We start from the raw sequence: 13,975 nt of genomic DNA, 5'->3' as shown, positions 1-13,975 counted from the left end.
GGATTTAACAAAATCACACTCGCATTCGGCGCGCTAATGATGCAACGGAGCGCCAACTAAACCTTTGAAGTTAGCCGAAAGCTTAAGGATTGCCGCCTCCTAACACGCCTTACCCAGCATGTGCGCCATCTTTCGCCTATTCTCGCACATAGCCCTGCACGCTATACTTAATGCGCGACATGATTTCCCGTCCGTAGATTCTTTCGAGTCGGGTGTAGAATTCTGGTTCAACATCTTTAGCGAATGCTAAAACACCAGCAAGATTAACGACCTCCTTCTTCGTTAACTTGCCGTGCTGCGCATGGTGAACCTTGGCTCTAATAAGCCTCTTCCTGTCCCGGCCCAGCGACACGCGCCCATCAAGAGTTATGACAAGCCCAGTGATCTGACGATGGTATTTGGGAGTTACAAGAGTGGTCTTTGCCGAGTTGATGGTCAGTCTCGGTGTGTTTATGGAGTTAATAACCGAGCGCAGGATCTTATCTACTTCGCGCAAATTCCACGTCCGCTCTGCGGAAAATGTCATATCGTCGGCGTAGCGGGTATAAACGATCTTGTGCCGGGAAACGCGCTCGTTTACCTCACGATCAAAGTCGTTAAGTAATATATTACTTAATATAGGAGACGATGGCGCTCCAATGGAAAGACGCAAAATGCGCCCTCCTTTTGGCCTTCTAAAAAGAAGCCTACCTGCGGCTATTGCATCTACCTTTTCCATCACTTCGTGACGTTCGCAGTACGAAAGCCACGCGCGTTCTGTTATTGATGGAAAGAAATCTTTGAAGTCATACTTTAATATAGCCCTGTTGTGACAATGGCGCTCTGCATTTTGGCGGATCGATGAGCCTTTTCGATATGCTGTTGCGCATGGATGCACAGTGAGCTTTCTCAAATAAGCGTTTATTATTGCCCGCTGCGCGATCTTTAACTCAAAAGCGGGGTGTGCAATTTCCCGTTTCCCGCCCGATCTCTTAGGAATAAAATAGGTTTTATAGCGGTCAGGTGCACTGGCGATTAAGGCCGCGATCTCACGCTCGCTAACTCGTAGTTCCTTTACCAGCAGTTCCATGAGTTTACTTCCCATAAATCACCTGATCGACTGCCGCTACGCGATCCATGTCAAAGTCTTCCCAAAACTTGCGGAATTCTGCCCTCCGTCGAAGCTTCTCCTTTAGCGGGCCTGCAAAGGTAAACTTCGTCGCCTCGTTTTCGTTCTGATATGCGAAATGCACGCGATCGAACCCGGATCGCGTACTCGAAGCCCACCGTAAGGCGGAGCAGCAAAAGGCTACTCGATCCAACAAGGGCTCATCCATATCAATGCCGAACTCGCCGAATAGCAGGCAGATTTCGTCATCCTTAAGAGCATAGGCTTCCCGTAATATTCCTACGTAGATTTTACAGATGTGATTAAACTTTGTTTTATCAAAGGTTGTTCGGCTACCTACTTCGTCAATCCTAACGTTGAACGGGGTGACAAGCTTCGCAACTAGAGCGGCAGAGTCGACCCCGTCGAACTGACCATTTACCATGCCAATGGACGCATCGGCGAATGTAAACACCGAGTTTGGATAATCACGCCGCAGAGTTAATATCGGACCTTTGCTAATAAAGCTACTTTTTCCCAAAAACTTGCTCTGTATAATAACAAGAAGCTTTTCGGAAATTTCCTCCACAGCCGCAAACGATCCCAACTCAACAAAGCTGCCGGGGCTTTCGGAAAATAGTATTACTAGCTCGCAAACCTGCGCTAGATCAGTCTCGAACTTCACAAGGTCTTTATAAGGGGAGTCTTTGTCAAAAAACTCCTGAACTTCTTCGACCTGTAAAAACTCTACGCCGCTTCGCATCGATATGCCGTCGCCAAGCAAGAACGCGTCGCGCAGTGACCTAGGAGATTTGGCAAATGCGTTGGAGACCTCGCCCCCGCACAGCAGGACGACTCGTCGCGGAGGGTAAACCCGGACGCTGCTCACATCCACATGTTCGTGAAATGCAGTCAGCATCCGGGCCGCTTACCTAAGCCCCAGACGGACGAAGCGTTCGACCGAGCGGAGCGGCCCCTGGGCGGTCGAATGCTTCGTCCGTCTGGGGCGCACAGATTTGACCAATAATGTACGATCCGGCGAAACACCGGACCAACCGTAAAACGGTCTGATCGCGTAAGCGAGTTTAAAATAGGTGGTCAGGGACTCCTGTCAATTAAGAACCGGTAGCGCTGGCACGCAAGAAGCTAGCGCGAAGCTTGTAGCTTGTGAGCCACGACGGCAGCAGACACCGGCATAGGCTCAAAAGATAGGACTCCACATGTCTGCGCTACGCGCATAAGTACGACCTATCTTTTGAACGACTCGGAACCAGCCCTATGTCACGCATTGCCTACTACCGCGTCTCTACATCCGACCAATCGATAGAAGCGCAGCGGCAGGCGCTCGGCGGATCGTTCGACCGTGAGTTCGCCGATGAGGGTATCAGCGGGACAACCTTAGCTGCGGATCGTAGAGGCTTCGCTGAACTGCTCTCGTATATCCGCGAAGGTGACACCCTCTATGTCTATGCCATCGACCGCATCGGCAGGGACGCGCTTGATGTACAAGGCGTTATTCGCAAGCTGCTCGACAAGGGCGTAACGGTGGACGTGAAAGGGCTCGGCCCGATTGGGCGGGGCGTGGGCGAACTTATCGTCGCTGTCCTAGCGCAGATGGCAGACATGGAGCGCGCACGGATTAAGGAGCGCTGTGATGCTGGTAGGGCGGCGGCTAAGGCCTCGCTTGCAGCTACCGGCAAAACGCATCGCGGCAAGGCGAGCCTTGGACGTCCGGTGGCAGGGGACAGGGCTGCGGTGATGGCTTGGCGCAAGGGTAACGGAGCAAGCATCGCCGCGACGGCGGCGCAGTTCGGTTTGTCTCTTGCCACGGTCAAGCGCTATTGCGCTGTTGCCTAAATGTCGAAGCGTGCCGACGACCTGACGGGGCGGTGTCTCACCTACACCCTTTCAGCTCTCTACCTCCATGCTGCGGACTTCACAGACCCCGCGCTCCGCAACGTATAGCTTGGCGACCACGGTACCTATTACGTAGCCGCCGAAAGCGTTGCGCGAGCGGAAGCGCATCAAGGCATCATAGCCACCCTCCTTGGAAGGGCTGACCACGGTACCCATATGTTCAAAGCTATCAGGGTCTTTTAGCTGACTCAGCACTTTGAGCTGTAAAGCGGTGTTCATGCCGTTGGGACCGTCCTCGCAAACTTTGCCAGTGCGAACCGTTTCCTGATAACTGGCTTCATCGGCTGCCGCGTTAACGACTGCTGCGACCCGGGCTCTCTCTGTTGCCTGATGCGAACAGTAGCTGACGCCGGCTATCGGTATTGCGGTAATTGCAGCCGCAGAAGCTAAGCAGCCCAAACGACCAGCAAAGCTAGTAATGCCGAAAGCGCGCTCTAGCCACCCTGGCTGGGAAGAGGGTGGACGCCACTCGTTAGGTGCGCTCTTCGCCGCTAGCTGCTGTTCTTCCGTCCGATTCAAAACCTGCCCCCTTTTCTTGTGAGAGGGCGACCCGGCGATTAGCCGGGCATGGTAATCCTTGCACGTTGGCGCAAAGGCGCGGACGCCTTTGGGCTAGAAGCCTTGGACATGCGCGCCCGCTGCCCGGCCACAAAAGAGTGACCAGCCAACGCTGCCAAGAGGATTACCAGCCCTCACGCCGTAGATTATGCCACGGCGCAGACTGTTGATGCCGCAATCCTTCTCACTGAGCAATCTCCCTGCCCCAAAATGCGAAGTCCTAGAGAAAATGCGGACGCGCTATTCCGGTCCATGCAGCCAGATGACCGTTCGTGATGCAGCCTCACACATCCGAACGCAGGAACCGATCGGTAAAAGGGCCTCGGAAACCCTGTGTAGCCCCCCCTTGCCGCGGAAGATCCTCCCTCGGCAAAGCTCATTCCGCTTAGCTGACACATCTCGGCATCCGCTGCATGCCGCCTTGTCAACAATCAGGAAGAGTGCCGGACGAATCGTCGAGGCTCTATAATTATCCCCTGCTTAGCCGCCGCCGTCCTAAAACGTTCATCGTTGATCAGCTTGGAGAAGTTGGACTTTTCTATGCCCAGCCGGTTATAAACAGAGGATTTATTGATTCCTTTGCTCAGGTCCCCGGCGGTGATCGAGAGCAGATGGTCGAGTATCTCCGATTGGCGTGGTGCAAGTTTCGAGTTCAGGGGCTTCCATTCTTGAACTGCGCTGCCTGGAAACGCCCGTCCAAGTAACGACGGCAGACGTCGCTCGTTGTCTATGATGTATATCTCGCAGTTACCGCACTCTAAGTCGCCGTGGTTGCGCATGTTGCTTCGTGCGAACGCCTGCAACATAACTGAACAAAGTTCTGAGTCACGTAGGGCTGTCACGTCAGTAAGCCTATTCGCCAGCCCCCCACCACTTTTTAGATGTTGAGCATCATACCCAGCCTCAGGAAATCGAAGCAGTCCAACGCAGACCACGCGCCTGATATGTCTGTAATCGTTTTTAGCACGATGGTCTCCCCAATACAGAAATTCAACCCCACCGGCGCCCTTGCAAGCTAACTTCAACTCTTTCGGGAGGTCTACTCCATTCACCCTGTTATAGACGACCAAGTGATCGTCACCAGGAGCGGCGTTAATTACCGCCGCAGCCTCGGCTATCAACGACGCTCTTACTGCGGGGTTGGCTATGGCCGTTCTGCCCGCACCTCTACGAAGGTGGTAGAACGTGGCAGATGAATAGCTCAGCGGCGCGTAAGGCATCAGCTCGATCGGCACACCGGCCCGCATCATAATTGGATAAGTTTCACTGACCCGGGCTGAGGCGTCGAGAACAAATAAGGGCGCGATATCATCCGGCAAACGACTACGTTGCCCTACTATGGCCGGAACGCCATAGGACACCACACTAACGCGGCATGTTTGCCCCGCGACGCACCTCAGCGCTTCCAAGACCCGCTTCTGAGAATCGGACAAACCCACCAGCTTCATCAGGGCAGCAGACGCCGCTGCCGATATAGATTGAGGAACAACGACCTCGCTCCCAGGCGGCATTCTCCTTAGTCGGTCCTCTAAATGTTCTATTTCATTCGCCAGCGTATCGAATGAACCACGAAGCGGCCGCATTAATTCGCCGAAGTCGTCACCGCTAATAATAACGGCATCTGCCACAAAAAAGTCTTCGTCCCAGACTCTTAGCCTTCGTGGTTTTCCCTTGTAATAGAACTCAGACGCATCAGCAAAGCGCCCCCTGCACCGCGATTGGATCATCTGCGCAGTTACAAATAGGATTGGCGCCCTATCTGCATTGATAGAGCCTCCAAATTCAAAGGCACTAGCGACAGGAGTATCGGCGGTCATGACGGCGAACTCGTCACCCACTAACCCCGCTCCACCGATATAGTTTTTCATCTCGGCAAGGCGCGTGACGACAATTAGAACCCCGGTATCGGCTGGCTTGAACCCGCCATCACGATATTTTCGCAAATACTGCTGCAAACCCCTGCTTTTCCCACTGCCCGGCTCGGCTGGAATCACATAAATTTTACCGAGAGCCCTACCATCCAAGGCCCGGTTGAAGTCATCATAATAAGCCTCAGATGAAAAGCTTATAGTAGATGACTTTATCTTTAAAGTAATTACTTTCTTTCTTAGTTCTTCATTAATATACATTTAGTTTATTTTAGAATGCACCTTTCTAAAAAGTAGTGAGAATCCTGTATATAGACTCTAATAGGATCATCACCACCTTCTGGTGACATGCACCCTCTTGAGCATATTTGCTCGTCGGTCAAGACTCTTTAGGAGCTATTAGGGATACTAAACCATCTCCGGTGATAGACAGGCGAAGAAAGGACTTCAAATCACCCAAGGTGACTACGCCGGATCGAAAGTTGAATTTACTTGTTCTTCGTTTACCCAAGTTTACTCAAGTTTATTTATATTAACAATTTTTTAGAGATTTCCGTCCTTCAGTGGGCTTATTGCTGTTATATAGCTGCCAACGGCATACACTCAGCCGGCGACGCTTAACTTGAGCGATCCTCACGGCAACGTGGCAGCTCCTTCTCCTACGAAGCGTGCTTGAAAAACACGAAGTGAGAAGGGCGGTTAATCCTCTAGGTCATGTGACCTCGACAGCAGCCCTCAGGGATTCACAATGAACCGGCTCATCGAGTTTATCGCTCTCGCTTTAGCGCCTAAGGATACGCTTCCATACCCCTGTCCGACGCTACGCGGCGCGTGCCCTTGGATTGCATCTGCAACCCTCTCGGGGACCCCAGCATCAATCGCACGCGTCTTGAACGTATGTCGCCACCCGTGATTGGGTTGGACCGCTGGATCGTCGATGCCGACCTCGTTTCTTACCCAATCCCTAAGTCGCTCTCCCACCTTTTTGTAATATCGATTGGAAGCGCCAGGCATTTGAATGCGGCTCGCGTCGTAGAATATGGGCCGCCCCCCGTGGGCGGCGGCAACTACAACAAAGCCCTGTTCAATCAAATCAAGGTGCAGCGGAACTAGTCGAAACGTGTTGTTCTTGATTGTACCAGCGTCGGGTGTCAGCAACATACACCAAATACCGTCCACCTGCTTAATATCCGCGCCACGTAGCTGGCCGACTTCGTTCACCCTGGCACCGGTATAGGCGCATAACCAAGGAACCCAACGCCGAGCGCGGCCCTCGTAGGTGGAGTCCATCAGCCCAGTGCGCATACTGGCCGACAATATAGCAGTTGCCTCGTCATCCGTAAAATCGCGCTCTCTCACCTTGACCTGCTTAGGAACTCTAACCTTAACCGAGGTGGCAACATTTACATGGAGCAAGCGCTTTTCAACTGCCCACGCGAGCGTTGCCCGCACACAACACAGGTACTTATCCTTGACAGTCTCTGGTTTGCGGAGGCGCCCCTTCCGACCTGGATTGGTGAGGAGAAAATCACGCCATTTATCAAGATCGTGCGGCGTTAAAGCGGCGGCGTTGTCATGTCCGACGAAGGCTATGAGCGCCTTAAGCATTGATCGCCATTCCGCAGATGTTGCGGGCTTAATCCCCTGCTCTTTAGCGTAAGCTTCAAAGGTAGCCAGCAATGGCAAAGTAGGCGAGCCCGCCTTAAGCGGCCCCGACCCTCGGTTTGCAGCATATTTGGCTGGAACCGGGATGGCGGCTGTGTCAGCGATCCTCGACGATGGACCGGTGGCAACTAGCGATTTCGCCGCGATGCCAATGGCATCGTCAAACGCCAATACACATGCCGTGACTAGCCGCTTCGCCTCCCTGCGATCCTTGGTCCGCAAGGACTCGATCCACTCCCGCCTACCGTCGAACGTGTGCCTGAGATGCGCGGGTATAGCCCTACGAAAATAGTAGGTGCCGCCAACACGTCGGTACAGATGCGTACACATCCAATTGCCTCGCTACGTTTGTAGCAGCCAATCGTACCAAGCGAGCGATTATTCTGAATCCCCTAAGCAAATCAATCGCTTAGCAGATTTGGTGCCGCTTACAGGACTCGAACCTGTGACCCCCGCATTACGAATGCGATGCTCTACCAGCTGAGCTAAAGCGGCCTGGTGGCAACGGCGGGCCGCTGCGAGGGCGGGCATCTAACAGGACCGCCGCAGGCTGACAAGCATCGTCCGGCGCTTTGCCGAGCGATTTGCCCGGCGTCCCTCATCGCGCCCGATCCGTCGCGTGTGCCGTCGGCGTTTTACGCCCCGTTTACCACATTGGTGCACAAGCCCTGATGGACCGGGCGGAGAACGCCGCCCGCTGAAGGGTTGCAGGGTATGGATACGGCGCGCGAGGTCGAGCAGCAGCGAATCGGGATCGACGAGGCGGCGGGTGACGCGCTCGCCGGAACCGAGCTCGATGCCGGCGGGGTGGACGATACCGGCGTCGATGACGCGATGTTCGATCTCGGCGGCGACGAGCGACGCATGCACGTGCGCGCCTATAATTATTGGGTGTCGCTGCTGAAGGGCCGTCCGTATCCGCGGATCGACGACCTCGATCCCGGCAACATCGCCGATTTTGGCCCGCACAGCGTCCTGATCGATTTCAGCGTCGGCATCGACGATCCCGCCATCGCCTTCCTCGGCCGCGCGCTGCGCGAGGAATGCGGGCTGGAGGTCAGCATCACCCGCATCGCCGACGTGCCGAGCCGCACCTTGCTGTCGCGCCTCACCGACCATTATCTGCAGATCATCGCCAATCGCGCGCCGATCGGCTTCGAGGCCGAGTTCGTCGGCAATCGGGGCCGCACCACGCTGTACCGCGGCATCCTGATGCCCTTCTCGTCCGACGGCGAGGCCATCGATTTCATCTACGGCGTGATCAACTGGAAGGAAGTGGTCGACGACGAGACCCAGGCGACGCTCGCCGCCGAGCTCGACGCTGCGGTCCGTGCCGCGCCCAAGCCGCCGATCGACACCGCAATCTGGGCCGATGGCCCGAGTCACGGCTTCGACGCCGCGCCCGAGGTGGAGATCGCCGCCGATCTCCCCGCAGCCCAAAGCTTCGAACCCGATCCCGTGCTCGAGCTCCACGCCGGCTTCGCGCTCGACCCGATCCCGGAGGCGATCCCGCAACCGGACACCCAGCCGCTGCCGCTCGCCCTTGCGTCGCCAGCCGGCGACGACATCGGCGCGCCCGCGTTCACCCCGGCATCGCCACCGGCGCTGACCGGCGCGCTCGGCAACCAGCTGATGATGGCGCGCGAAAGCGCCGCCGCGGTGCGCGCTGCCGACACCCGCGGTCGCGCCGCCCTTTATCGTGCACTTGGCCGCGCCCACGATTTCGGCCTCGCCTGCGAGGCGGACGCGGCGGGCTATGCCGCGCTGCTCGCCGCCGCCGCGATCGTCGTCCAGCCGCGCGCGCCGCTCACCCCCGTGGTCAAGCTCGTGTTCGGCGCAGATTACGACAAAACGCGCCTCGCCGAATTCGCCGCGGTGCTCGCCTATGCCCGCCGCCACGGCGTCGCCGCCGGCGGCCTCACCGCGCTGCTCGACGGCATCGAGGGCGGGATCAAGGCGGTGGTCGCTGCCGAGCGCGCGACCAAGCGCCCCGGTCAGCATGCCGAACTCTACGATCGCGCCGCCGCCGAGCTGCGCGCGCTGCCCGCGCTCTGCAGCCTGGCGCTCGGCGTCGAGGGCGAGGAATTCGTGGTGCTGCTCGCGCGCGCCGCCAGCGACGGCACCGTCCAGGTGATCAAGCGCGTCGATGGCAGCAAGGGCTTCGTCGAGGGCCTGGTCCGCCGCGCCGCGGGGTAAGGCGCCGCCGCGTCCGCGTATTTTCGCAGCGCAGCAAGCCTTGAGAAGCCGCGCGACCGGGAGCATAGCCGCGGCCATGGCCGACCAACACCAGAGCATGGCCGAGGCGCTCGCCGCCCGGTTGACCAAGGGCGCGCTACCGGGGGAGCTGAAGGGTTTTGGCGAGATAGAGCGGGCCGCGGCGGCCGCGTTCGTCGCCGACACCGCCGCGCTGCGCGTCGCGGGCGCGCCCGCGATCGCGCTTGAGCCGATCGCCTCCGATGATGTCCGCCGGCGGATGCGGCTGGCGATCGTCAACGACGACATGCCCTTCCTGGTCGATTCGCTCGCCGCCTCGATCGGGGCGCAGGATCTCGACATCGATCGCATCATCCACCCGGTGGTCCGCGTCAGCCGCGACGACGACGGCGCGCTCACCGGCATCGGTGGCGCCGGCAAGGCCGAATCGATGATCTACATCGAGCTCGAGCGCGCCGACGCGCGCGACCGGCGCGAGCTGATCGACGAGCTCACCGCGGTGCTTGCCAACGTCCGCGCCGCCGTCGCCGACTGGCCGGCGCTGCAGCGGGCGATGGCGGCGGACGAGGCCGCGCTGCCGCAGGGCGAGGGCGCGGCGCTGCTGCAATGGTTCCTCGATGGCCATTTCACCCTGCTCGGCCACCAGCTGTGGCAGCGCGACGGCAGCGCCGGCGACGCGCTGGGGATCGCGCGCCACCAGCAGCGCACCCCCGTGCTCGCCGAGGCCTCGCGCGCGCTGGCGATCGCCTGGTTCGAGGCGGGCAACGATGGCCCGCTGCTGCTTAAATCGAGTCTGATCTCCTCCGTCCACCGCGCCGTACCGCTCGATCTGGTGGTGGTGCCGGTGGTCGAAGCGGGCGAGATCACCGGCCTGTCGATCCACGCCGGGCTGTGGACCAGCGCCGCGCTCGGCATGCCGCCGCGCGAGATCCCGCTGCTGCGCGCACGGCTCGCGGCGCTCGAGGCGAAGTTTGGCTTCGATCCGCGCGGCCATGCCGGCAAGGCGCTGATGCACGCGCTCGCCGCCTTGCCCCACGATCTGGTGATCGCCTTCGCACCCGCGGCGCTCGAGGAACTGGTGCTCACCGCGATGAGCCTCGCCGACCGGCCGCGGCCGGCGCTGGTGCTGATCCAGTCGCCGCTCGGCCGCCATCTGTTCGCCTTCGCCTGGCTGCCGCGCGACGACCTCACCACCGCGCGCCGCGTCGCCATCGGCCAGATGCTCGCCGAGGCCGCCAACGGCAGCGTGCTCAACTGGTCGATCGCGCTCGACGACGGCGTGGTCGCGCAATTGCGCTACACCATCGACCTGCGCGGCGGTGGGGCCATGCCTGCGACGCCGCCGCTGGAGGAGCGGATCGAGCGCATGGTCCGCGGCTGGGTGCCCGCGGTGGAGGCCGCGCTCGCCGCCAGCGTCGGCTCGGCGCGCGCCGCCCGGCTGTCGCTGCGCCACGCCGGGACCTTCCCGCAAGGGTTCCGCAACGCCAATGGCGCCGATGAGGCCGCGGCCGACATCCTCCGGCTGGCGACGCTCGATTCTCCCGGCAGCCGCGCCGTGCGGCTGTTCCGGGCCGGCGACGCGACCCGGCTCAAGATCTACCGCCAGGGCGGCGCGCTGGCGCTGTCGGATGCGGTGCCGGTGCTCGAGAATTTCGGCTTCCGCGTGATCGAGGAGCTGCCGACCGCGCTGACCGACGAGGCGCATAGCGCGATCCACGAGTTCCTGGTCGAGGCCGGCGGCGCGCTGAGCTGCGATGCTGCGGTGCTCGAAGGCGCGATTGCGGCGGTGCTCGAGGGCCGTGCCGAGAATGACGCGTTCAACCGGCTGATCGTCGATGCCGGGATGAGCCCCGCGGCGGTGGTGCTGTTCCGTGCCTGGTTCCGTTACCTGCGCCAGGCGGGACTGCCTTATGGCATCGCCACCGTGGTCGATGCCCTGCGCCGCGCGCCGGCAGTGGCCGCGGCGCTGATCGACCGCTTCGCCACCGCGCACGACCCGTCCGCGCCGGGCGATGTCGCCGCCGCCGATGCCATCATCGAGCAGGGGCTGGACGCGGTATCGGCGATCGACGACGACCGCATCCTGCGCGCCTACCGCAGCCTCGTCGCGGCGACGCTGCGCACCAACGCCTTTGCCCCCGCTGCGGCGGAAGCGCTGGCGTTCAAGCTCGATAGCCACCTCATCCCCGGCCTGCCCGCGCCGGTGCCGTGGCGCGAGATCTGGGTCTACAGCCCGCGGGTAGAGGGCATCCACCTCCGCGCCGGCCCGGTCGCGCGCGGCGGCCTGCGCTGGTCTGACCGACGCGACGATTTCCGCACCGAAATTCTCGGCCTGATGAAGGCCCAGCGGGTCAAGAATGCGGTGATCGTGCCGACCGGCGCCAAGGGCGGCTTCTACCCCAAGCAGCTCCCCTCGCCCGCCACCGATCGCGAGGCATGGCTCGCGGAGGGAACCGAGAGCTACCGGGTGTTCATCCGCACCCTGCTGTCGATCACCGACAATATCGTCGACGGCGCGGTGGTGCATCCCGAGGGCGTCACCATCCTCGATGGCGAAGACCCCTATTTCGTCGTCGCCGCCGACAAGGGGACCGCGACCTTCAGCGACGTCGCCAACGCACTGGCGCTCGAACGCGGCTTCTGGCTCGGCGATGCCTTCGCCAGCGGCGGCAGCCACGGCTACGATCACAAGGCGATGGGCATCACCGCCAAGGGTGCCTGGGTCTCGGTGCAGCGCCACTTTGCCGAGCGCGGCATCGACGTGCAGACGCAGCCGATCAACGTCGTCGGCTGCGGCGACATGTCGGGCGACGTGTTCGGCAACGGCATGCTGCTCAGCAAGACGTTGAAGATCGTCGCCGCCTTCGATCACCGCCACATCTTCATCGATCCCGATCCCGATCCCGCGGCGAGCTGGGACGAGCGCGCGCGGATGTTCGCGCTGCCACGCTCGAGCTGGGCCGATTACGACGCCAGCCTGATCTCGACCGGCGGCGGCGTGTTCCCGCGCACCGCCAAGACGATCAAGCTCTCCGCCGAGGCGCAGGCGGCGCTCGGCCTCACCGCGGCCGAGCTGGACCCGGCGGCGCTGATCAGCGCGATCCTCAAGGCGCCGGCCGACCTCCTCTGGTTCGGCGGCATCGGCACCTATGTGAAGGCCGCCGCGGAGAACAACGTCCAGGTCGGCGATCCCGCCAACGATCGCCTGCGCGTCAATGCCGAGGAGCTACGCGTCATCGCGATCGGCGAAGGCGCCAATCTCGGCGTCACCCAGGCGGCGCGGATCGCCTTTGCCGCGCGCGGTGGCCGCATCAACACCGATTTCATCGACAATTCGGCGGGCGTCGATTGCTCGGACAATGAGGTGAACATCAAGATCGCGCTCAACCGCGAGATGAACGAAGGCCGGCTGGCGTTCGCCGAGCGCAACGCGCTGCTCGCGAGCATGACCGACGATGTCGCGCATCTGGTGCTCGAGGACAATCGCCTGCAGACGCTAGCGCTGTCGATCGCCGAGGCCGATGGCGCGCCGGCGATCCCGAGCTACGTGCGGCTGGTCGAGATCTTCGAGAGCAGCGGCCGGCTCGATCGTGCCGTCGAGGGGCTCGCCGGCAACGACGATCTGCTGCGTCGCGGCCAGGAGGGCCATGGCCTCGCCCGGCCCGAACTCGCCGTGCTGCTCGCCACCGCCAAGCTCGCGCTGCAGGATGCGATCGAGCAGGGCGATGTCGCCACCGCGCCCGAGCTGCTGCCCGATCTTCACGCCGCCTTCCCGGCGGCGATGCGCCAGGGTTATGCGGTGGCGATTGACGAGCATCGGCTGCGCGGCGAGATCGTCGCCACCAAGCTCGCCAACCGCATCGTCAACCGATTGGGCGTGCTCTACCCGTTCGAGCTTGCCGAGGAGGAAGGCGCGGCGATGGGCGACATCGCGGCGATGTTCGTGGTCGCCGAGCGCCTGTTCGGGCTCGATGCGCTGTGGGCAGGCATCGAGACCGCGCCGATGGCGGAGGCGGCGCGGATCGCGCTGTTCAACGAGGTGGCGGTCGCGACCCGCTCGCAAATGGCAGACCTGCTCCGCGTTTCGGCGCCGGGCACGCTGCCGGGGGGCATGATCGCGCGGCTCGGCGCCGGCATCGACCGGCTCGATTCGCAGACCGCCACCTTGCTGCTCGAGGAGGCGAGCGCCCAGAGCGCGCGCATCGCCGGCCAGCTGGAAGCCGCCGGCGCACCCGCGGCCCTGGCCCGCCAGGTGGTGCGCCTGTTCGAGCTCGACGGCGTCGTTGGTCTTGCCGAACTCGGCCAGCGGCTCGGCCTTGGCGAGATCGAGCTCGCCCGCGCCTTTACCCGCCTCGGCCAGGCACTGGGGCTCGACTGGGCGCAGGGCACCGCGGCGCGGATCGTCTCCAGCGACCCCTGGGAGCGGCTGCTGCTCGCAGGGCTGGCACGCGACTTCCAGCAGTTGCGGCTCGAATTCCTCGCCCGCCGCGGCGGCGGCGACCCCGAAGGCGCGGTGGCGGCCTGGCTCGTGGCCAATGCCGCGCGCATCGGCCAGTTCAAGGCCGTGATCGATCGCGCCCGCCACGCCGCCCAGCCCAACGCCGCGATGCTCGCGCAGATCGCCGGTCAGGCACGGGTGCTGCTCGGGCGGTAGAGGCCCAACATA

Annotated in this window: 8 protein-coding genes and 1 tRNA gene; 3 read left to right on the top strand and 6 right to left on the bottom strand. The window is 61.3% G+C overall.

The window, feature by feature from the left end; translation table 11 throughout:
* Positions 1-136 precede the first annotated feature (136 nt).
* Both OXR60_RS15205 and OXR60_RS15200 read right to left on the bottom strand, forming a co-directional pair.
* Positions 137-1,069: a retron St85 family RNA-directed DNA polymerase gene (locus tag OXR60_RS15205; protein ID WP_267396778.1), complete on the bottom strand. Its 933-nt coding sequence runs from the start codon at positions 1,067-1,069 to the stop codon at positions 137-139.
* 4 nt (positions 1,070-1,073) lie between these two features.
* Complete coding sequence (locus OXR60_RS15200) at positions 1,074-2,006, bottom strand: retron St85 family effector protein (protein WP_267396777.1); 933 nt, start codon at positions 2,004-2,006, stop codon at positions 1,074-1,076.
* 359 nt (positions 2,007-2,365) lie between these two features.
* Here OXR60_RS15200 and OXR60_RS15195 point away from each other — a divergent pair, with 359 nt between their 5' ends.
* Positions 2,366-2,944, top strand: a complete 579-nt coding sequence (locus OXR60_RS15195) for a recombinase family protein (RefSeq protein ID WP_267396776.1) — start codon at positions 2,366-2,368, stop codon at positions 2,942-2,944.
* A gap of 51 nt (positions 2,945-2,995) precedes the next feature.
* On the opposite strand, the gene OXR60_RS15190 is transcribed toward OXR60_RS15195, so the two are convergent.
* From OXR60_RS15190 to OXR60_RS15175, 4 genes are all read right to left on the bottom strand, one after another.
* Positions 2,996-3,223 (bottom strand): hypothetical protein, encoded by a 228-nt coding sequence (locus tag OXR60_RS15190; RefSeq protein ID WP_267396775.1) that lies wholly within the window; start codon positions 3,221-3,223, stop codon positions 2,996-2,998.
* A 770-nt stretch (positions 3,224-3,993) separates the two neighbouring features.
* On the bottom strand, positions 3,994-5,691 hold the full coding sequence (locus OXR60_RS15185; RefSeq protein ID WP_267396774.1) for a hypothetical protein: 1,698 nt from the start codon (positions 5,689-5,691) through the stop codon (positions 3,994-3,996).
* Positions 5,692-6,165: 474 nt separating this feature from the next.
* Positions 6,166-7,425 carry a DUF6538 domain-containing protein gene (locus tag OXR60_RS15180; protein ID WP_346732030.1) on the bottom strand — a complete coding sequence of 420 codons (1,260 nt, stop codon included), beginning with the start codon at positions 7,423-7,425 and terminating at the stop codon, positions 6,166-6,168.
* 89 nt (positions 7,426-7,514) lie between these two features.
* Positions 7,515-7,590: transfer RNA gene (locus OXR60_RS15175), tRNA-Thr, on the bottom strand.
* A 219-nt stretch (positions 7,591-7,809) separates the two neighbouring features.
* Here OXR60_RS15175 and OXR60_RS15170 point away from each other — a divergent pair.
* Together OXR60_RS15170 and OXR60_RS15165 are read left to right on the top strand one after the other, a co-directional pair.
* Positions 7,810-9,291: a hypothetical protein gene (locus OXR60_RS15170; RefSeq protein WP_267396772.1), complete on the top strand. Its 1,482-nt coding sequence runs from the start codon at positions 7,810-7,812 to the stop codon at positions 9,289-9,291.
* Between the two features lie 76 nt (positions 9,292-9,367).
* Complete coding sequence (locus tag OXR60_RS15165; RefSeq protein ID WP_267396771.1) at positions 9,368-13,963, top strand: NAD-glutamate dehydrogenase domain-containing protein; 4,596 nt, start codon at positions 9,368-9,370, stop codon at positions 13,961-13,963.
* Positions 13,964-13,975 lie beyond the last annotated feature (12 nt).

The organism is Sphingomonas sp. GC_Shp_5 (assembly GCF_026540855.1).
Classification (GTDB): Bacteria; Pseudomonadota; Alphaproteobacteria; order Sphingomonadales; family Sphingomonadaceae; genus Sphingomonas.
This window is presented reverse-complemented; position numbering and strand designations above follow the sequence as displayed.